Here is a 22,033-nt window from a genome sequence, read left to right on the forward strand (position 1 = left end):
ATGCAACTTGAGCTGACCTTCATTTTCCAGCCAGCATCATTTCGGCAATTAAAATCGAACCGCAACGGGTAGCAATATTGGGATTGATGTCACTGCCGACTGCCGCAATATTCAGAAACATATCCTTAAGATTCCCTGCAATAGTTACTTCCTCGACCGGGAATTGGATTTCACCATTCTCTACCCAAAAACCGCTGGCTCCGCGGGAATAATCACCGGTTAAACCGTTAACCCCTTGCCCCATCAGTTCAGTCACTAACAAACCCTTGTCCATTTGCTTGATTAATTGTTGTAAATTACCCGCCGTAGAATCGAGCGTCAGATTATGTACGCCACCCGCGTTCGCGCTCGTTTTTAACCCCATGCGCCGTGCTGAATAAGTGCTCAGGGCATATTGCTTAATCCGGCCGTCCTCAACAAACACATTCTCCCGAGTCGGCACACCTTCGCTGTCAAAGGGCGAGCTGCCAAGGGCACGCAATATATGGGGTTGCTCGTAAATTTTGAAGCCTTTTGGAAAAACCTGCTGATCAATGGAGTCTAATAAAAATGAATTTTTACGATAAAGGTTGGAACCGCTGATCGCATTAATAAAACTGGACAATAAACCGCTGGAAATGCGTGAAGAAAATAATACAGGCACTCGCTGGGTACTGATTTTTTTTGCGCCCAGTCGGCTTATTGTTCTTTCAACGGTATTGGCAGCCAGATATTTGATATCCGCAAGATCGCTGGCATAGCGTGCAGTAGTATAGTCATAATCCCTTTGCATCGACGTTTCTTCCTGGGCAATTAAAGAGCAGCTCAGACCATGGCGAGTACCCAGCAAAAAGCCCTCTCCCCCACGGGTATTGGCGAAACCGTGACAGAATTCGTAAGTAGAAATATTAACCCCATCCGAATTGCTAATCCGTTTGTCTAAAGACAAAGCATGGGATTCGCAGGCCAAGGCCATTTCAATGGCTTGTGCGGGGGTAATTGCCCATGGATGATGAAGTTCCAGATTGGGATATTGCTTTGTCATTAATTCCGCATCAGGAAGCCCGAAACAGGGATCGGCCGCGCTCACTTTAGCAATTTCACAGGCGGCAGCGACCAGTGAGTCAAGGGCATCAGGCGATGTGTCGGTGCTGCTGGCACTTCCCTTCTGATGGCCAAAATAAACCACCAGACTGACGCCTTTATCATCGCTAAATGCAACCGTTTCGACTTGTCCCATCCGTACATCGACAGAGAAACCGTTATCCTGATTGACGGCAACCGATGCATCGGAAGCCCCCAGGGCTTTAGCGCGAGCCAACACATCTCCCATCAACTCAGATAACTTCTCGATTGACTTTTGCTGCATTTCATTGCTATTTTGCGTTGTTATTTGCATGGCGGTTTCCACTGCTGAAAAAATATTTTGCTCACAAGGATACAAGATTACTATGCCCAGTCAAACCATTGTAAACAGAAAATGGCTGACGCGGATCTGGAAATCCCTGCTCACCGTTTCATTATTAGCCTTAGTGCTCAATTATGCACTGGCTTCCAATAACTGGCATAAGCTGACCTCTGGTATCGACTATCAGGAATTAAAAGAAAGTTACCTAACTCCATGGTCGCATATTTATGCCTTCCGAATTAATTTAAAGTATAATCAATTATCCCTGGTATTTGCCAAGGATATGGCAGTTAAATATGCGTCTGCCGATGAATTTGCCCAACACAGCAATGCATTACTCACTATCAACGGCGGTTTTTTTGATCAGGAGTTTAAACCTTTAGGCCTTCGCATTAAAAACCGGCAGTTAAAAAGCCCGCTAAAGCAAATCAGCTGGTGGGGTATCTTTTACATCCGCAATGATAAACCCTATATTACTAATGTTCGTCAGTTCAGGCGCGACAATCAAATCGAGTTTGCCGTTCAAAGCGGCCCTCGCCTGTTAATCAATGGGCAGATTCCCCCTCTAAAACCCGGACGTGCAGAACGAACAGCCTTAGGCATTACTCCCGACGGCGAGGTCATTATCCTGGTCACCGACAATGCCGCCCTGTCGACTATCGAACTCGCACAGATCATGAAAGCCCCGCCGCTTAATTGTTTGAATGCCCTGAATCTGGATGGTGGAAGTTCAAGCCAGCTCCATGCCCAGATCGACAGCTTTCATCTGAATGTGCATGGGTTTTCCAATGTCTCGGACGCGGTGATTGTGAAGGCGAAACCTTGAACCTTTTCAGCCAGCCTTTAAGACCGAAGCCAATCGCTTCAAACTTCTTCTCTTCTACTTACTGCGGCTTTGTCCGCAGTATCCAGAAATGGTTTCTAGTTGGTTAACCCCTGTGGTTTAAATCATAGCTATCTACACAAATGTTTTCCCCGTCCGAATCCCCGCGGCATCGACCACCGAATCCCCGCGGCATCGACCACCGAATCCCCGCGGCACCGACCACCGAATCCCCGCGGCACCGACCACCGAATCCCCGCGGCACCGACCGCGGGGCCCATGCCTGTTGAAGTAGTGGTCCTAAGACAAGTTTCAATGTTGCCAAAAAATAGGGTTTAACAGCTAGTCATAAACAAGTGTGCTTCACATTAAATTGGCTTCGTGGGCCCCGCGGTCGCAGCCGCGGGGATTCGATAGCTTTTAATTCTCATGCACTTGTGTAGACAGCTATGGGTTTAGATACCGCGAACAAGTCGCGGTACGTAGCGGGCTGGGGTACCACTGAGAGGGACGAAGCATCGGCTCTAAGGCTTACATTTTCCGTCTGGCTGTTCATAACCCTGTGGATAAAATGTAAATATCCCTTAAAACCCCAATAAACTTCATACGTTGTCAGATTGTGGATTATGGGGATAACTAGCGGAGGAAAAACACAAGATGTACTAAACTATAAGTAATGCAACCACAATATATTGTGTTTTTTGTTTGAGACAGATAGAATGTTCTGCTCTTCTGGGGATTTTGCCAGACCACAATAAACACAATAATTCTGGAGCCAATATGTCAGAACTTCTTGAGCCGGTAAAAGATGTGCCGTACATAAGTCAACTGGAATTGACCGCTAACGCCCCCGGTGCGATAAAAACCATTAAACGCAATGGCAAGGTGGTTGATTATGATGCAAGTAAAATCAGAATTGCCATTACCAAAGCCTTTATTGCCGAAGAAGGCGCCGCCGCGGCGACCTCTGACCGCATTCGTGAGCAAATCGAAGAGCTGACCAATCAGGTTACACAGGCTTTTAAACGACGCCTGCCTACAGGTGGAACCATCCATATTGAAGATATTCAGGATCAGGTTGAATTAGCCTTAATGCGCAGCAGCCATTACAAGGTCGCGAGAGCCTATGTGGTTTACCGTGAAAAACACCGGGAAGCGCGTGAATCCAAGTTAGAACAACAGGCTAAAGACAGTAAAGTTCCATTAATTGTCATGCCTGACGGCGAAAGCAGACCGCTTGACATGTCTCGCGTGCAAACGATTGTCGAGGAAGCCTGCCGCGATCTTTCCAATGTCCAGGCAGAGCCTGTCATTAAGGATGCGCTGCGTAATCTGTATAATCAAGCCAAACTGGCAGAGGTGCATAAAGCGCTGATCATGTCTGCCCGTGCCCTGGTCGAACGCGAACCCAATTACACTTATGTGAGTGCACGCCTGCTGTTAGACAGCCTGCGCAGCGAAGCGCTGAATAAACTGGGTATACAGAACGAAGCCACTTTTGATGAAATGAGCAATCTTTACCCCGTTTACTTTAAAGCCTATATCGCACAAGGTATCAAACAAGGGCTTCTTGACCATAAGCTCGGTGAGTTTAATCTGGAACAACTGGCTAAAGCCTTGCTGCCAGAGCGCGATATGCAATTTACTTATCTCAGCCTGCAAACACTTTATGATCGTTATTTTATCCATGAGAAAGGAACTCGCTACGAATTACCGCAAGCCTTTTTTATGCGCGTTGCCATGGGGCTGGCGATTCGTGAAACCAACCGGGAAGCCAAGGCAATTGAATTTTATCAACTGCTGTCCTCCTTTGATTACATGTCATCAACCCCTACCCTGTTTAATTCAGGCACTGTGAGGCCGCAGCTGTCCAGCTGTTATCTGACCACTGTCCCTGATGATCTGGATGGCATATACGGCGCGATTAAGGATAATGCCTTATTGTCCAAATTTGCTGGCGGTCTTGGCAATGACTGGACGCCGGTGCGGGCCATGGGTGCTCATATTAAGGGCACTAACGGGAAATCCCAGGGTGTGGTGCCTTTCCTGAACGTGGCTGATGCAACGGCTGTAGCAGTCAATCAGGGCGGTAAACGTAAAGGGGCTGTTTGCGCTTATCTGGAATGCTGGCATCGTGATGTTGAGGAATTTCTGGAGCTGCGTAAGAATACTGGTGACGATCGCCGCCGTACGCATGATATGAATACAGCACTGTGGATTCCTGATTTATTCATGAAGCGTGTTCAGGAAGAAGGTGAATGGACACTGTTTTCTCCGGATGAAGTACCAGGCCTGCATGACCTGTATGGCCAGGCTTTTGAAGCGGCGTACAAAGAATATGAAAGCATGGCACGTCTTGGTGAAATTCATAATGCCAAAACCATCCCTGCTGTTAAGTTGTGGCGTAAAATGCTTTCCATGCTATTTGAAACCGGCCATCCCTGGCTGACATTTAAAGATGTCTGTAATCTCCGCTCACCACAGCAGCATGCAGGGGTAGTTCATAGCTCCAATTTGTGCACAGAGATTACTTTAAATACGTCAAGCGATGAAATTGCCGTTTGTAATCTCGGCAGCATTAATTTGCCCGCCCATATCCAAAATGGCAGAATTGATCGTGAGAAATTAAAGCGTACAATCACGACAGCTGTCCGCATGCTCGATAATGTGATTGATATTAACTATTATTCTGTGCCCCAGGCCCGCAATTCCAACTTGAAACATCGTCCGGTTGGTCTGGGTTTAATGGGCTTCCAGGATGCACTTTATGCAATGAAAATGGATTATGCGTCTCCGCAGGCTGTTCAATTTGCTGACGAGTCCATGGAGTTAATCAGTTACTACGCCATTGAAGCCTCTTGTGAACTGGCTAAAGAGCGAGGCAGCTACTCTACTTATGAAGGTTCATTGTGGAGCAAGGGAATTCTGCCGATTGATTCCATTAACTTACTGCAGCAGTCCCGCAGCAAATACCTGGAGCAGGATCGCTCGCAACGTCTGGACTGGGAAAGCCTGCGCGTGAAGGTTCGCACTCAGGGGATGCGTAATTCCAATGTGATGGCGATTGCCCCCACGGCAACTATCTCCAACATCTGCGGTGTTTCGCAATCCATTGAACCGACTTACCAGAATCTGTATGTCAAATCCAACCTGTCCGGGGAGTTTACCGTTGTAAATCCTTATCTGGTGGCTGATTTGAAAGCATTGAATCTCTGGGATGAGGTAATGGTCAATGACCTGAAGTACTATAATGGTAGTGTACAGCCTATCAGCCGTATCCCTGATGAGTTAAAATCCCGCTACGCGACCGCTTTTGAAATTGATCCAATGTGGTTAATCGAAGCCGGTTCACGGCGTCAGAAGTGGATTGATCAAGCCCAGTCATTAAATATTTATATGGCGAAGCCTTCCGGTAAAAAGCTGGATCAACTCTATAAACATGCCTGGTTGCGCGGTTTGAAAACCACTTATTACTTGCGTAGTTTAGGGGCAAGTAATGCAGAAAAATCGACAGTTACAGACGGTGCGCTCAATGCAGTCAAGATTGAAGAGCCTAAAGTATGCTCAATCCTTGATCCAGACTGCGAAGCATGCCAATAAAGGAGAATTCCATGTCACAATTACAAGAATCAATGAATGCCCCATTGCGGCATATGGGAGCAACCGGCCTGGAAGCCCCGGAAATGGGTGCGGGACGCATTCACGTAGACGATAAGCAGATTATCAATTGCCGAGCTGATTTAAATCAGCTCGTACCTTTCAAGTACAAATGGGCCTGGGATAAATACCTTACTGGCTGCGCTAACCATTGGATGCCCAATGAAATTAACATGAGCGCCGATGTGGCCTTATGGAAAGATCCGAATGGATTAACCGAAGACGAGCGCTTGATTGTTCTTCGTAACCTTGGCTTTTTCTCAACCGCAGACTCACTGGTTGCCAATAATCTGGTATTGGCAGTGTATCGGCATATTACCAACCCGGAATGCCGCCAATACCTGCTGCGTCAGGCTTTCGAAGAAGCGCTGCATACGCATGCCTACCAATACGTTATCGAGAGCCTTGGTCTGGATGAAGCGGCTGTCTTTAATATGTATCGGGAAATTCCATCCGTTGCCACTAAAGCCGCCTGGGCACTGCCCTTTACCCAAAGCCTCGGCGATCCGAATTTCCATACAGGGACACCGGAAAATGATCAACGCCTGCTGCGCGATCTGATTGCCTTTTATGTGGTTTTCGAAGGTATTTTCTTCTATGTAGGCTTTACCCAGATTCTGTCCATGGGCCGACGTAATAAAATGGTAGGTACCTCTGAGCAATTCCAATATATTTTGCGCGATGAATCCATGCACATGAACTTTGGCATTGATGTGATTAATCAAATCAAAATTGAAAACCCGCATCTGTGGACGCCTGCTTTCAAAGAAGAAATGATTCAGCTGGTTCGTCAGGGTGTAGAACTGGAATATCAATATGCCAGAGATACCATGCCTCATGGCATCCTGGGAATGAACGCCGAAATGTTTGAAGAGTACCTGCATTTCATTGCCAATCGCCGTTTAAGCCAGATTGGCTTGCCCGAGCAGTACCCCGGGGCGGAAAACCCCTTCCCGTGGATGAGTGAAATGATGGATCTCAAGAAAGAGAAAAACTTCTTTGAAACCCGTGTCATTGAATATCAGGCCGGCGGTACCTTAAGCTGGGATGATGAAGATTAAAATCGCTTTATTCTGAAACGCTTTTTCCCGCAAAAAGCGGCCTCTTCCTTCAATCCCCGTTTACACGGGGATTAATTCTTTTGACAAACCCTCATCAAAAAATGTAAAATTAGCGCAATTTAAGAACACAAAGACAGCTTTTAAACAAGCCAGCTTTCAATTTTATTAAGGATGCGCGAGTGGAATCTTTCAGCCAAATTCAGGAATTATTAAGACAAGATAAACAAAAGGAAGACAAAACATCACCGGATAACAGGCCATTGTGTATGGTTTTCAAGCAAAAACTCACTGACTCCCCTCAAGCACCTTACCTGGATTTTGAGGATGAACTTAGAAATAAAGTAGACGGCAGCTGGCTGATTAGAGAAAGCGGTCAAACGGGGATGATTAGTTTATCCTACAAATTGGGAGGGAGAATCGATCATAAACGATTCGTTTATATAGGCAAGAAATGGAAGGTTGTCGATTATAAAAGAATCGCTGAGTTTTCTAAAAAGCCCTTCGAAGCACAGACAAAAGAGACAATGGTTAATGAGCTTATCGACTCCTTGTTGAAAATAATTTTTGAAAAATTACCTTTAACACCATCGGGGATGCTTCTTCCCCTGGAAACACAAGCCTCCGCAGAGGAGAGCTATTATCATTCCGGGCCTTACATTGTGTTGCAACATAAATTATCGCCCATTCAGAAAGTCTATGATAAACCCCTTGATGCTCTGGCAAATAGCATAGAAGTGATAAAGAAAATAAGACAAAATCTGGACACTCAACAAGAGATGTCCGTTGTAAAAAGCCTGAAAGAGTATGAAAACTTTAGTCTCCCTCCAAGGGAATTGCTGAATGCCGCGTTAAACCAGGCAAAACCTTATAGAGAGGGAACGGCAAAACTCATGAAAGATATTTTTGCTCAATGGCTTGAAGTAAATAAGCTGGGAACTGATTTATTCTGCCCTGTGACGCTCGATCTTTTCGATGAACCCTATGTCCTTACTTCAGGTAAAGTGGTAAATGCTTCCGCATGGCATGGAATCAATCAACACCGTAGTGAATGCCCGCTTACCAGAACCCCCATCGTACACCAGCCAGAACATGTTAAAGGCTATCGCAGGAAACTGGCGGAGGCATTAATGCAGTTTTATGACATGATTAAGGAATATCAGCTCAGCCTGAAAAACAGCGATAATCTTGTTCTGGAAGATGACCTTGAGAAGGCGGAAGATCCCGCATTTCGCTATTAGTTATCCCTGCTTAGCATTGGGTCCGAGGAGCCGCTTTAGCGGCGTATCAAAGGCCCGCGGCATTTCGAGTTTTTGAAAACCGATTGCACTTTCCCGCTTGCTCCTTATAATAGCTTCATTGCAAAATTAACAGGAAAAACAATGCGGGCTTCACAATGGTTCTTACCAACCCTTCGAGAAACGCCAAGTGACGCAGAAATTGTGTCGCAACAGCTGATGCTTCGTGCCGGTATGATTAGAAAGCTGGGTTCTGGTTTATACAGCTGGCTGCCTATGGGGCTTAAAGTGTTGCAAAAAGTGGAGCAGATTGTCAGGGAGGAAATGAACCGCTCCCAGGCAATGGAAGTGCTTATGCCCGCCGTGCAGCCTGCGGAACTCTGGCAGGAAACTGGACGCTGGGATACCTTCGGCGGCCAGCTGCTCACCATGACCGATAGTAATGAGCGGCATTACTGTTTTGGACCTACTCATGAAGAAGTCATTACAGACATAATGCGTAATGAACTGCAGTCTTACAAGCAATTACCAGTCAACTTCTATCAAATACAAACTAAATTCCGCGATGAAATCAGACCTCGTTTCGGGGTAATGCGCGCCCGTGAATTTATTATGAAAGATGCCTATTCCTTTCATCTAAGCCAAGAGAGCCTGCAAGCCACTTACAATACCATGTATCAGACCTATTGCCGGATTTTTACCCGTCTGGGCTTGCGCTATCGCGCTGTTGAAGCAGATAGCGGCGCCATTGGCGGCTCTGCATCCCATGAGTTTCAGGTGCTGGCTGACTCGGGTGAAGATATTATTTTCTATAGTAATGAAAGCGACTACGCTGCAAACGTTGAACAGGCGAGATCCCTGATTCCAGCGAAAGCCGAGCCTGATTTGAGCCAGGAAATACAGCTGGTCGATACCCCTGACATGCGAAGCATCGAAGAAGTCGCTGGCTATTTAAAAGTGTCTTCCGGGGAAGTGGTTAAAACACTCATCGTGGACGGCCGCGAGCACCCACTGGTTGCGCTGGTATTGCGTGGCGATGATGAGTTAAATGAAGTCAAAGCATCCAAGCATCCCTTAGTGAAATCCCCGCTTCGCTTTGCCGACGAGCAGCAGGTTAAATCCTCATTGCCAGCACCAGTTGGCTCCCTGGGTCCTGTAGGATTGTCCATCCCTTTGATTGTTGATCACCATGCCCTGGCCTTAAGCCATTTCGTCTGTGGTGCCAATGCAGAGCACAAGCACTACACGCATGCCTGCTGGGAGAGGGATGCGCAATATCAAGATGCCTATGATCTACGCAATGTGAAAGAAGGCGATGCCAGCCCGGACGGCAAAGGGACTTTATCCTCCTGCCGCGGTATTGAAGTTGGCCATGTGTTTCAGTTAGGCGACAAATATGCGGCAGCAATGAATGCCTCTGTTATCAATGAGGAGGGGCAGTTACAAGTGATGCAGATGGGTTGTTATGGCATAGGGATTTCCCGCGTGGTGGCTGCAGCCATTGAGCAGCATCACGATGAACGCGGTATTATCTGGCCTTTGTCCATAGCCCCCTTCCATCTGGTTATCATTCCGATTAATGCGCACCGCTCTGAGATAGTCAGAACGACTGCAGAGGATCTATACCAGCAATTAACCGCGCAGGGTGTGGAAGTATTGCTTGATGACCGTAATGAAAGGCCCGGTGTACTGTTTGCTGATTCTGATTTGGTAGGGATCCCTCACCGCCTGGTGATCAGCGAGCGGCATTTGGAACAACAGGCGGTTGAATATAAAGCGCGAAATAAAGCAGAGCTTGATATGATCCCCTTAGCGGAAGTAAGTGGATTTGTAAAAGGCTTGATGTCGCAACTTTCGTAGGTTGGGCTGTAAAGCCCAACAACAATGTGTCCAGGGACTCATTGTTTTATCAAGTATCCATTGTTGGGCTTTACAGCCCAACCTACTATCCAATGGACATTGGGTAGAAACGCGGTTCATCCACTTCTTCACTGAGGGGCTTCTTCAATAAGCCGCAGATAATTGAATAGAGGTGACTGCCGCTAGCTCCTCTCAGAGTACCATGCGAATTATTTTTAATTTGTATTTCACATTCACGCAATGCATTAATTTTTTCAAAGGGACTACAGTCGGATCTTAATTTCAAAATCAAATCTTCTGCCATTTGCATCCTCTCCTCGCCTAATCTCCTATGCGTCAAAAATCTCATAAATGAATGCGCTCGCTCGCTGTTGGCTCTAAGGTAAACTTCCAGTCTTGCAATTGCTGCTTCAGAATCAAACTGTTTAATCAACTCCAGGTCTTCGGGTGTGTATTGGGACTCCCTTAGGGCAGAAAACTCCTCTTCACTGCATTTTAATTGGGCTGAGGTAAACCTGGATAAAATAGTAATGCGAAGCTTAAGCGAGGGAAATAAACTGGCGAATTCTTTTAATTCGGATAGGGAATTAATCCAGGACTCCCATTCAACCAATTCCAAATAATTATCATGATGAAATTCGGATATTTCACCTAAATATAGGGCAAATAAGGTTTGGTTGCAAATGACACCGCTAAACTTTTTAATAAGCAGCAACTTAAATCCACCCTGGCTTGCCTGCACCAGGGGAAAAAGCGTATCGCTGTCTTTTACCTGCTCACTGTACTTTAAAAATAGAAGCTTAATCAATAAAGATTGCAGTTCAATATAATTTTGCCAGGCCAGATAATGTTTTTTCCAGGTTTCGAAAGATGTAGTATGAGTTTCTATTTGCTCCGCCAATAAAGTATACAGCTTCGAGGAAGACAGCAGCTGTTGGATAGTATGACAATTCTTTGGACTCAACCATTCGTAGAGACGGGGCTTGATGAAATTTAGAACTTCATCAATCACCTCAGCGCTAACTTTATTGAGTAAAGCAACCAAGTCTTCGCAGGAAAGAACTCCAGGGGCTAACTGCTGGGCATATTTTTTTCTCATACCGCTTGCAACTTCTGGATGAAGAGCCTTTGTCAGCAGCTTAAATTTGCTTTTACTATTGTATTCCTGCGTCAGTTTTTCAAAATGCGTATCGAGAATAAGCTGTTGCTGTATACCGGTAAAAAATGGAAGTAACCGATGCAGATTTGTTTCATACGGCATATCCCTCAAACACGAATCAGCAATCCTAGCAGCCACTTTTGTAATGATACCCCGCAAACCGTTTAAATTTCTGATACTTCCATAACGTTTTATACAGGGTGCGATAAAATCAGCGGCTAAATTCAGATTATAGGGAGAAGTTTTTAACACCAATCCTATGAATTTTTCATGAAACTCAGAATCATCACCGTCAAGCATGGGAGGGCGTTTGGCAAGCGCATTTAAAACATCCGGCAGTAAAGTGTCCATAGCAGGCAAACTGTCCTGCTGCTGGTCTTCTTTTTGAATAGAAATATTAAAGAGCGCAGGGTATTGATTCAGGTACTCAACAAGAGTATCGGATATCTGATGGGTACAAGGAAAAATATTTTCGGCTAATACACGGCTTACTTCCTCTTCTGTCAGTTCAATTTTCAAATGAAAAAAGAGGCAGAGCAAATAGCTTTCAAGAGTGGCCTGCCCATAGCCGTAAGATTTTAATTTTAGATCTTTTACCAATATTTCTATTGGAGCAGCATTTGTTTCCTGAGGCAAACTAAGGTCAGGAGACAATTCACTCCATAGGTTATGAAAAACATGTACCGCATCGCCCAAGGCTTTATTATCAGCTAACTGCTCATTACCAGCATCCGATTTGGAGGACTTCCTAAGCTCAGTGGCTAATCGTTTGATAGCAAAACCCAGTGAATTATTGTCGTATCTGCGTGTATGATGCTGTTTCAGAGTTCGTATAAATCGTTGACTTGCTTCGCCTGTGACTTCTTCCAGATTAACAAAATCCCTGCCGCCTAATTGATACTTTAGCTGGGCATCAGCCGGCTGAAAATCAGGGAGAACATAATCACTGTTAAGGGCTGCGTATTCAAAAATTTCCCTGATTGGAATTAATTTCGTGTAATCCTGGTTAACAATATAATCTTCCAGCTTAAAATGACCATCATCTTCCGTTTCGAATTTAAGTGAACTAGCGAGTCGATTTAAACCCAGCAGGCTCGGCATTAAAATAGTACAAACCGCCTCTCCCGGACGAGCAATTCCCTCTGCCACTTTCAGACAAAACTGGTTAACCGGTAAAAAGGGGAAGCGTGTATAGGCAAGATTATTATTTTTGAGTACTTTCCAGCGCGTTTTAAAATAATCTCTTATTTCCTTGACAGTGCTTGCTGAAAGTACGGAATCGTCATCCTTATCGATGAATTGGGCAAAAAGAGAAAACGTGTAGTCAGATTCAATCCGAATGATCTCTAATATTTCGGCGTCAATTTCGAGTGAAAAATCGACAGCTTTCTTTTGATAAACATGAACTAAATCTTTAAGCTGTTTAACTGTTATCATGGGGGATAGATTCTAAAATGAGATGTGCAATTTTAATTCATTTCAGTCAAATTATCAACAAATCACTGCAACTACTCCCTGGCTTAAGATAAAACACTATCCAGTAATTTCCTGGTATATTCCTCCCGCGGGAACTTCATAATCTGCTCCACGCTTCCTCTCTCCACTTCTTTCCCATTGCGCATCACTAATACTTCATCGGCAATGTAAGAGACTACTGACATATTGTGCGTGATAAACAAATAGGAAACGCCCAGTTCATACTGCAATTCCTTGAGCAGATTTAAAATTTGTGCCTGCACGGAAACATCAAGGGCGCTGGTGGGTTCATCGCAGATTAAAATTTCTGGTTCGGTTGCCAGGGCTCGTGCAATGCAAACCCGCTGTCTTTGTCCGCCAGAAAATTGATGCGGATAGCGGTTTAAACAATTGCGGGGAAGATTGACCTGCTCCAATAATTGCTGCTGCCGGCTTTGGATGAATGATTTGGACAGCCCTTGGGCAATCATACCCTCCGCTATGATTTCCCCAACAGTCATACGGGGATTTAATGAAGAAAATGGATCTTGAAAAACAATTTGCAGTTTCTTACGGTAATCGCGCATATCGCTGCTGTTAAAATGATGAATATTATCCCCTTTAAACCGAATTTCACCAGAGGTGACTGGCTGTAATTTTAATATGCTTCGGCATACAGTTGTTTTGCCGCAGCCCGACTCCCCCACCAGCGCCAATGTTTTTGCCTGATGCAAATCCAGCGACAAGCCATCCACAGCTTTAATCATCGGCTGGTTCTTCTTAAACAAGCCTCTTCCCAACTTAAAATAAACGCTTAAATCATTTACTGATAAACAAACTGGCGTTTCCTGCTCCTCCCTGCTCCATAAAGTCTCGGTGCGTTTTAAGGGAGGCAGTTCCTGTAATTCAGGATAAAGATGGCAGCGAATACTGTAATCTGCCGATTGCTGTAAAACAGGAACCTCCTTACGGCAGCGATCAAAAGCATAGGCACAGCGTGGATGAAACAGGCATCCCGAAGGTAAATCATCCAAAGAAGGCACAGCTCCTGCAATCGTCTGCAATCGGCTATGGCGCTTTTCAAAATCAGGCAAGGAAGCCATCAACTGCCGCGAGTAAGGATGCTTCAGATGCATGAAAAACGCTTTGACTGGTGCCGCTTCCACTAATTGCCCGGCGTACATCACACAGACATGATCAGCAACCGCCTTGACTACTCCTAAATCATGGGTAATTAGCAGCATGCTCATCTGACGTTGCTGCTGTAGTTTTTTTAACAAGCTTAAAATTTGAGCCTGGATAGTGACATCCAAAGCAGTGGTCGGTTCATCAGCAATGAGAATTTCGGGTTGATTCGCTAAAGCCATGGCAATCACAATCCGTTGCTTCTGCCCACCTGACAGTTGATGTGGGTATTGTTGCAAACGAAGTTCCGGATCAGGGATTTCAACTTCTTTCAGTAAATCTATCAGACGATCGCGCAATGCACTCCCGGATATTCTCTGGTAACGGCACACGGCTTCTGCCAATTGCGCATCAATTCGCAAGACGGGATTCAAAGCAGTCATGGGCTCCTGAAAAATCATCGCCAAACGCTTACCACGCAAGGCCCGCATTAACTTTTCCGGCAAATCCAAAATATCTTGATTTTCAATCAGAATCTGGCTTTTTCCGCCATAGCAAGCTTTTGTTGGCAGTAATCGCATTAAACCTAAGGCAGTAATTGACTTTCCACAGCCAGACTCACCGAGCAAAGCCAGGGTTTTCCCAGGTAATAATGAAAAATCAAGCCGCTCAACCGCCCGGGTTGTTTTCTGCTCTATTTCAAAATAGATCGATAGATCTTTAACTTCTGTTGCAGCCTTTAATGTATTCATAATCACTTCGTTTTAAAAATCCTGTTTAAAAGCCATGGGTCCCGCGGTCAAGCCGCGGGAATTCGAAGAAGCTGCCGCGGGAATTCGGAGAAGCTGCCGCGGGAAATCGGAGAAGCTGCCGCGGGAAATCGGAGAAGCTGCCGCGGGAATTCGGAGAAGCTGCCGCAGCCATGGAGAAGGTCCCGCCGCATACCGATCCCCGCAGCTTCAAGCATCTCCGAATCCCCGCGGCTTGACCGCGGGGCCCATCACTGAACCAAGGGATTAATTATTCCTTCAATCAGCTTCGCCAATAACTGCAGGCACTCCAGCTTCACAGTCTGTGCCCGATAATAAAGTGCAATCGTTCGATAAGGGACTGGCTCAGCGAAAGGAAGCACCTTCAGGTTTTCTGTAATATTTCGCACTGCCAGGGCAGGCAAAAGCGTGACGCCAAGCCCCGACTCCACCATCAAACGTAAGGTTTCCAGACTGGTTGCTGTAAAATCAACGCTGGTTTTTGCTTTGGCTGATCTGCAAATATCCATAGCCTGCTCCCTCAGGCAATGGCCTTCTTCAAGCAGCAGCACTGATTGTTCAGCCAAATCATTAAGTTTGATTGGTCCATTTTTAGAAAAGGGATAATTTTTTGAGTATGCAAAATAAAATGGCTCTTTAAAGAGCATGACCGATTCAAAATCAGCCTCGACTGGGGTGGCCATAATGGCAGCGTCCAAATCGCCCTGAGCCAGTTTGGCGGAGAGACGATGCGTTTGCTCTTCAATAAGCCATACCCGCAGCTTTGGAAACCGCTTTTGGATTTGCGGCATAATCAACGGGAGAAAATAAGGCGCTAGCGTGGGGATCACTCCTAAGCGTAGTTCGCCAGACAAGGGATCGGATAAAGACTCGGCCATATCCTTTAACTCTTGTGTTTCATGCAGAACCGATTGGGCTTTGGCTAAGACTTTACGACCTGCTTCTGTTAAAATCACCTGTCTATTGGAGCGTTCGAACAGCTTGATACCTAATTCATCCTCCAGTTTCTTCAGCTGCATGCTTAAAGTAGGCTGGCTAATGTGACAAAGCTTGGCCGCATCGCCAAAATGCTGTGTTTTTGCCAGGACAACAAAATAATGTAAATCGCGTAAATTCATGTGCATCCAGCAATTAAGGAATTAAAATTGAGAGTTTTACTCGCATTTTTTAGAAAGCTATGTCAAAATTTATGTTTTTTATCCAAAAATAACTCAATATCCTAATAAATAAAATAACGAATGAATTCATTTACTAGTTTACGCTCCCCCCGTTTTCTCATTTGGCTGGTAGGAGTTTCCTTTGTATTGTTTCAATTTTTTCTGCAATTGTCATCAGGTGTTATCATCGGCGCGATTATGCAGGAAACACTCATATCGGCTTTCACGGCCAGTTTACTGAGCAGTGCCTTTTACTATATTTACACCAGTCTGCAAATTCCGGCCGGCATGTTATTTGACCGCAAAAATACGCAAACCATTCTGACTACGACTGCTTTGATTTGCAGTATTGGCTGCTTTATTTTTGCAAATTCAATGAGTATATATTTGCTGTTCTTTGGCCGCATTGTTATTGGTATGGGTTCTGCTTTTGCCTTTGTCGGATTTTCACATTTATTAAGAGAGCATTTTTCTCTTAAACAATTTGGTTTTTTAATCGGTTTATCTGAAACCCTGGGTTTTATAGCCACAATGTTCGGACTTATTGGCCTGGGTATATTGGTTAGTTATTATGGCTGGCGTGAATTTATTAATTCAGCAGCGCTGGTTGGCTGTCTGATTGCTTTTTTTGCCTGGCTTTTTATACCGTCCAGCAGTTCTTCGCAAGCTACACATCCGATCGCCCGCTCCCTCGACGCTATTCTTCGTTGTAAAACCCAATGGATTAATGGATCATTTGCTGGCCTGGGATTCTCGGTAATCACCGTTTTTGGAGCCATGTGGGCCATTCCTTTTATTCAGATCAAATTGGCCTGCAGCCTTAAAGAAGCCAGCATCATCGATGCCATGTTATTTTTGGGAGCAGCTATCAGTTGCCCGCTTTTTGGCTATTTGAATGCCCATTTAAAGCAGCGAAAACCATTGATGTTTATTGCCAGCATCCTAACTTCCATTCTGCTTTATATAACCCTTTACTTCCCGTATAGCGATCCGGTGTTTATGGGGAGTTTATTTTTTCTGACCGGCATCAGTTGCGGCTCCTATATGCTGTCTTACACAATCTCCAATGAAATATCACCGCAAGGTGCGCTCTCCACCAGCACTGGCTTTACCAATACACTGGCGATGCTTACAGCCCCCGTCTTCCAGCTAATTACCGGTCTTCTCCTTGATCTCTATGGCGGCCCTGAGCACCATTATAGTCTTGAAAGTTACCAGATAGCCTTGGCTATTTTACCGGTGAATTTATTGACTGCGGCCCTGTTGGTTTATTTTTTGCCTGAGAAGGATCAGGGTTTTAATCCGTCATTGCGAACGAAGTGAAGCAATTGAACAATGCCCCGATAGCACTCCAATCTGGATTGTCCGCAATGACAGCCTCAGCTTACCGTTTTATCAGCATTAATCTGACTCAACTCATTTTTGCTAATGGCACAGAATCCTGGTCTGGCTCCATTAGTGAATCCAATAATTAAACGATGGTTTGAGGTTTTTTCAAATAGCATATCGTCCAGCGACAGCTTCAGTTTCGGTGAAGAGATATGAATTTGCCAATTGCCCTGCTTCTCTTCCTTGACTGTCACCGATTGCGACATGCTAACCACTTCCCCCTGATCATTTCGCCAGCCGGCGACAGCAGCTTTAACTGCATCAGGCTCTTTCATATCGACAGAATAAAACGCGCTGCCATCATTAAACTGGCATAAAACCCCCATGAATAAGGGTTTATCCGCTTGCTCTGCATCCACCCAGACTTGCCTGAACCAGGCTTTAGATGCAGTTACAAACTCCTCCTTGCTGCTCGCACCTGTTTGCAGATGGCCATTCAAATGACCGGTCTGGTTGATTTGCAATTCCACGCCTGCACGAAGCTTTTGCTGTTTTGCAGAAGATGCATCCGCCAGGCCCAGCATATCTACCTTGAAGTTAAACCCTTTGTTTTCCTTAATTTTGACGCCGAAAATCCAGCTGTCATTAATGGGATAATAACGCAGGAAAATTCTGCCTGCCTTTAATGAGGTGTTGTCGTCCGTATCTATCTGCCCTTCACTTTCTTCATAGAGTACTACTTCTTTTGTACTGCCATTGATCAGCGTTGCTGAGGCATGCAAATCCTTGCCATTACGTTGAATTTCCACATAGTATTGATAGCGTTCGTCATTTTCATTAACCACAACCCCTGCAAAAGTCCAATCGGCTTGTAAAGCATCCAGCGAAGGTACGGGTTTACTCACCAGTGTTTCAGCGGTAGCGATTAATTCCGCATTGGAACCATTCTTTAGCTCCGTCGGCTCGCTCCCAGCATAAGCCAGACCTGTTAAAACCAGATAAAATCCCAGAATGCATAAAGAAGCTCGCTTCATTTCTGATAACCTTTCAAATGTTTATTTGACCACAAAGCCTGCCAGAAAGCTGGAGCAAGTCTGGCTTCTACCGGTAAAAAATACCAATTATCTGCAGCAAACGATCGACATTTAACCGCGTCTTTTTCAGTCATAATGACCACTTTTTCCGAAAAACTGAGATCTTTTGCCTTAAATTGAAAATGATCTGGAAATGGATAATGCCGACAAATAATTCCCTGTTCTTTAAGAGTAGTAAAAAATCGGGCAGGATGTCCAATACCAGCCACTGCCGCTATCGGCATTTCCAGCAAGTCCGCGCTTATCATATTACCGCTTACCAGGTTCTGTACAGATCCGGGTTGTATCGTCATTGTATGAGCCTCTGGCCAATGCCCTCCATTAACGACTACAAGATCAGCTTTTTTTAGCCGGGAAGCCCTTTCCCGCAAAGGCCCGGCGGGAAGGCAAAAACCATTTCCCAAACCTCTTATACCATCGATAACGACAATTTCAATTGCCCTTCCCATTCGGTAATGCTGTAATCCATCGTCACTGATAATAATATCAGTCTGGTATTTCTTCAGTAAATAACGAATTGCCTCCACCCGTTTTGGGGCAATTACGACTGGACAGGATAGCTTACGGGCAAGCAGTACAGGTTCATCGCCTACTTCTTTGGCTGAATTCTCAGGAGAAACTTCATGGGGAAAGCTTGTTATGGAAGCACCATATCCGCGGCTAATCACTGCCACCCGTAATCCCTTACTCTGGAACTCTTTGACCAGTGCAGCCACTAATGGCGTTTTGCCCACACCTCCTACGCTTAAATTGCCGACGACAATGACAGGCACCTCAAAATGCTGCTGTTGAAACGTTTGTAGATAAAATCGGCGAAGCATAGTGGCAAATTGATAGGGAAGCGAAAAAGGCCACATTAACCAGCCTAGTCGCCTTGAACCATACCAGATTTTTTCCAAACAGGATTGTATCAAACTGCCATTTCCTCTTCATGGTTTAAACCCAGTCCCTGGGCATTATAAAGCTGCGTATAATGGCCATTTTTTGCTAAAAGCTGCTGGTGGGTACCCTGCTCTACTATTTTTCCCTGATGCATGACAATAATCTTGTGCGCACGTTGAATAGTGGACAAACGATGGGCAATAATTAATGTAGTTCTATTCTTCACCACCTCATTTAAAGCAGCCTGAATAGCCCTTTCTGACTCACTATCCAGGGCTGAAGTCGCTTCGTCAAGAATTAAAATCGGTGCATCTTTCAAAATTGCCCTGGCAATTGCAAGACGTTGCCGCTGTCCCCCTGATAACAGAATACCGTTTTCCCCCACGCGGGTATTATACCCATCGGGCAATAATCGGATAAACTCATCTGCATAGGCCTGTTTTGCCGCCGAAAGAATTTGTTCCTGAGTCGCCTCAAAGCAGCCATAGGCTATATTATTTGCAAGACTGTCATTAAATAAAGTCACCTGCTGGCTCACCAGGGCAATTTGCTCTCTAAGGCTGGACAGACTGATTTCCTGTAAAGGCATACCGTCCAAAAGTATACGGCCCCGGCTCACTTCATAGAAACGCGGCAACAGGCTTGCGATAGTTGATTTTCCACTGCCGGAATGGCCGACTAAGGCAACTGTTTCGCCGGCATTTATAGTAAAGCTAATCTCGTGAAGGACTTCACTTCCCTGGCGGTAGGCATAGCTAACCCTGTCGAAAACTATGTTGCCTTTAACTGGAGCAGCCAGTATTTTGCCAGTATTAGACTCTACCGGCTTATCCAATAATGAAAACACGCTTTCAGCACCTGCCAGCCCGCGCTGAATAGTTGCATTCAGGGTGGTCAGGGTTTTCATTGGTTTGATCAATTGCAGCATCGCTGCAATGATAGCCAGGAATGAGCCGGCAGATATAGTAATCACAGCAGTCAGTTGAATAGCCGCGAGAATAATTAAGGCAATACCTACCGCAATAACGAACTGAACCCCAAACACGTTAATCGCTTTACTGACAGCAACTTTCATATCATTCTGGCGAGACAGCTCTGTTGCGCGGTTAAATTTGGATGTTTCATAATCCTCGCCGCCGAAAATACGGACCACACCGTAACCATCAATAGCTTCTGCAGCTATTTCAGTAACCTGGCCCATGGTTTTCTGTAGTTTATGGCTAATACGGCGAACGCGCTTGTTGGTAAAATTAACGATTATCCCTACAAAAGGGATTGTCAGCAGGAACATTAACGACAACTGCCAGCAGATAATCATCATTACCGTAAGCAAGCCAACTACTAAACAGGTATTCTGAACGAAATCAGTCAAAGCATCTGCGCTGACTTGCGCGACCTGCTCAACATCATACAGTATCTTTGATAAAAGCTGGCCTGAAGTTGCTTCATCATAATAATCTGCAGGCAGCCTTAAGATGTGGGCAAACACTTTTTGCCGCAGCGCCTTTACCACTGAACGTGCAACCCAGGTCATGCAATAACTGCCAAGCGAGCTCATCAGGCCACGTACTGTAATACCAACCAGGATAATCAGAGGAATTTTTTTAACAAAAGTCATATCTATATCAATAAAACCTTTGTCCAAAAAAGGGCGAAGCATATAAGTCAAGCCAGCATCCACCAGCGAATAAAAAATATTGGCAGCGATTCCCAGCAACAATACCAGCCAGAATGGCTTAACATCACGCATTAAACGACGATAGAGCGTACTCGTTCCTGTGGTCAATTTTTCAGTCATAAAACAAAACTGCATGGCTTTAAACAAGGGCAAATTGTAACCCTATTTGCAGCAAGTGCCAAATGTCAGCTAATCAATCGGCCTGGTATTTAACTATTCGATGATTCTTCGGCCTTTTTTAAGCTCTTTACCAATTGCGGTATTAGCCTGGGCCCTTTATAAATTAAACCGCTGTATACCTGGAGCAAGGACGCACCGGCATCCAGTTTCTCTTTTGCAGAATCAAGGGACTGAACACCTCCCACACCAATAATAACCAGCTGGTTTCCAATCGCTTGCCTAAGAACCCTGATGCATTGCGTAGAGCGCTCCTGTAGAGGTTTTCCGCTGAGACCGCCCATTTCTTTACTTTTCGGCAAATTCTCTACCCCCATCCGCGTACAGGTAGTATTAGTAGCAATAATTCCCGATATTCCGCATTCAGCAGCGACATTGGCTACAATCGTTAACTCCTCATCGCTCTCATCAGGAGAAAGTTTAACCACCAGAGGCACAAAGCGCTGATGTTCATCCGCAAGTTTTTTTTGTTCTTCTACAAGACGGCATAGCAATTGGCGAAGCAGCATTTCCTGATGAAACAGGCGCAGATCAGGCGTATTGGGGGACGAAATGTTAATAACGATATAGGATGCACAGGTATAAACCCTTCTCATACAAAAGAGGTAATCATCCACCGCCTTATCCATAGGAGTATCTTTATTTTTGCCAATATTAATTCCCAAAATGCCTCGGTAAGAGGACTTTTGAATATTACTGACTAAAACATCAACACCGCGATTGTTAAATCCCATGCGGTTAATCAGCGCCTCTGCCTCGGGTAAACGAAAAAGACGGGGTTTTGGCATTCCTGCCTGTGGGCGCGGCGTGACGGTCCCCACTTCAATGAAGGAAAATCCTAGTTTAGCTAAACCGTCCAGATGGGAGGCATTTTTATCCATCCCAGCTGCGAGCCCAATGGGATGATTAAAGATCATCCCCAACACTTCAACAGGTAAGGAGTGTGGTTTTTTAAATAGAAAAGCAGGCATTGAATCAAGCGCTGTGAGCGTCGAACGGTGCGCCTTTTCGGCATCTATCATAAATAAAAAAGGACGAATCAACGAATACATTCCCTCTCCTTTGCTAAAGACTACAACTGGGGTGTTTAAGCTGCAAAAAGCACGCTGGGCTTTACAACCCAGCCTACGCCAATCCTCAAGAGTAACATTCTTTGAGTCTGCATGAAATGAGGCAAAATACCT

At 45.2% G+C, this 22,033-nt stretch carries 14 protein-coding genes; 6 read left to right on the forward strand and 8 right to left on the reverse strand.

What is annotated here, in order from left to right:
* Window positions 1-19: 19 nt before the first annotated feature.
* The gene (gene pmbA, locus DYH42_RS10590) at window positions 20-1,378 is read right to left on the reverse strand and encodes a metalloprotease PmbA (RefSeq protein WP_058523215.1); all 1,359 of its coding nucleotides are present in this window, start codon (window positions 1,376-1,378) and stop codon (window positions 20-22) included.
* A gap of 52 nt (window positions 1,379-1,430) precedes the next feature.
* Between pmbA and DYH42_RS10595 the strand changes: the two genes are divergently transcribed.
* The 5 genes from DYH42_RS10595 (at window position 1,431) to DYH42_RS10615 (ending at window position 10,023) form a co-directional block, all read left to right on the forward strand.
* Window positions 1,431-2,213, forward strand: a complete 783-nt coding sequence (locus DYH42_RS10595) for a phosphodiester glycosidase family protein (protein ID WP_058523214.1) — start codon at window positions 1,431-1,433, stop codon at window positions 2,211-2,213.
* Window positions 2,214-2,990: 777 nt separating this feature from the next.
* The gene (locus DYH42_RS10600) at window positions 2,991-5,810 is read left to right on the forward strand and encodes a ribonucleoside-diphosphate reductase subunit alpha (RefSeq protein ID WP_058523213.1); all 2,820 of its coding nucleotides are present in this window, start codon (window positions 2,991-2,993) and stop codon (window positions 5,808-5,810) included.
* An 11-nt stretch (window positions 5,811-5,821) separates the two neighbouring features.
* Window positions 5,822-6,928 (forward strand): ribonucleotide-diphosphate reductase subunit beta, encoded by a 1,107-nt coding sequence (locus DYH42_RS10605; protein ID WP_058523212.1) that lies wholly within the window; start codon window positions 5,822-5,824, stop codon window positions 6,926-6,928.
* A gap of 179 nt (window positions 6,929-7,107) precedes the next feature.
* On the forward strand, window positions 7,108-8,166 hold the full coding sequence (locus DYH42_RS10610; protein WP_058523211.1) for a hypothetical protein: 1,059 nt from the start codon (window positions 7,108-7,110) through the stop codon (window positions 8,164-8,166).
* A gap of 141 nt (window positions 8,167-8,307) precedes the next feature.
* Entirely contained in the window at window positions 8,308-10,023 is a 1,716-nt protein-coding gene (locus DYH42_RS10615; RefSeq protein ID WP_058523210.1) for a proline--tRNA ligase, read from the forward strand.
* 85 nt (window positions 10,024-10,108) lie between these two features.
* Here DYH42_RS10615 and DYH42_RS10620 read toward each other — a convergent pair whose 3' ends face one another.
* From DYH42_RS10620 to DYH42_RS10630, 3 genes are all read right to left on the reverse strand, one after another.
* Window positions 10,109-12,619: a hypothetical protein gene (locus DYH42_RS10620; RefSeq protein WP_058523209.1), complete on the reverse strand. Its 2,511-nt coding sequence runs from the start codon at window positions 12,617-12,619 to the stop codon at window positions 10,109-10,111.
* Window positions 12,620-12,702: 83 nt separating this feature from the next.
* Entirely contained in the window at window positions 12,703-14,514 is a 1,812-nt protein-coding gene (locus DYH42_RS10625) for an ABC transporter ATP-binding protein (protein ID WP_058523208.1), read from the reverse strand.
* A gap of 248 nt (window positions 14,515-14,762) precedes the next feature.
* Window positions 14,763-15,650, reverse strand: a complete 888-nt coding sequence (locus DYH42_RS10630) for a LysR substrate-binding domain-containing protein (RefSeq protein ID WP_058523206.1) — start codon at window positions 15,648-15,650, stop codon at window positions 14,763-14,765.
* 120 nt (window positions 15,651-15,770) lie between these two features.
* Here DYH42_RS10630 and DYH42_RS10635 point away from each other — a divergent pair, with 120 nt between their 5' ends.
* Window positions 15,771-17,012: an MFS transporter gene (locus DYH42_RS10635; protein WP_083503090.1), complete on the forward strand. Its 1,242-nt coding sequence runs from the start codon at window positions 15,771-15,773 to the stop codon at window positions 17,010-17,012.
* A gap of 56 nt (window positions 17,013-17,068) precedes the next feature.
* On the opposite strand, the gene DYH42_RS10640 is transcribed toward DYH42_RS10635, so the two are convergent.
* The 4 genes from DYH42_RS10640 to DYH42_RS10655 form a co-directional block, all read right to left on the reverse strand.
* Window positions 17,069-18,052 carry a hypothetical protein gene (locus tag DYH42_RS10640; RefSeq protein ID WP_058523205.1) on the reverse strand — a complete coding sequence of 328 codons (984 nt, stop codon included), beginning with the start codon at window positions 18,050-18,052 and terminating at the stop codon, window positions 17,069-17,071.
* Complete coding sequence (gene lpxK / locus DYH42_RS10645) at window positions 18,049-18,969, reverse strand: tetraacyldisaccharide 4'-kinase (protein ID WP_058523204.1); 921 nt, start codon at window positions 18,967-18,969, stop codon at window positions 18,049-18,051. Before lpxK ends, DYH42_RS10640 begins: the two co-directional genes overlap by 4 nt.
* A 53-nt stretch (window positions 18,970-19,022) precedes the next feature.
* On the reverse strand, window positions 19,023-20,792 hold the full coding sequence (msbA, locus tag DYH42_RS10650) for a lipid A export permease/ATP-binding protein MsbA (protein ID WP_058523203.1): 1,770 nt from the start codon (window positions 20,790-20,792) through the stop codon (window positions 19,023-19,025).
* Between the two features lie 89 nt (window positions 20,793-20,881).
* Entirely contained in the window at window positions 20,882-21,901 is a 1,020-nt protein-coding gene (locus tag DYH42_RS10655) for a quinone-dependent dihydroorotate dehydrogenase (protein WP_058523202.1), read from the reverse strand.
* Window positions 21,902-22,033 lie beyond the last annotated feature (132 nt).

Source organism: Legionella birminghamensis (genome assembly GCF_900452515.1).
Taxonomy (GTDB): Bacteria; Pseudomonadota; Gammaproteobacteria; order Legionellales; family Legionellaceae; genus Legionella_C; species Legionella_C birminghamensis.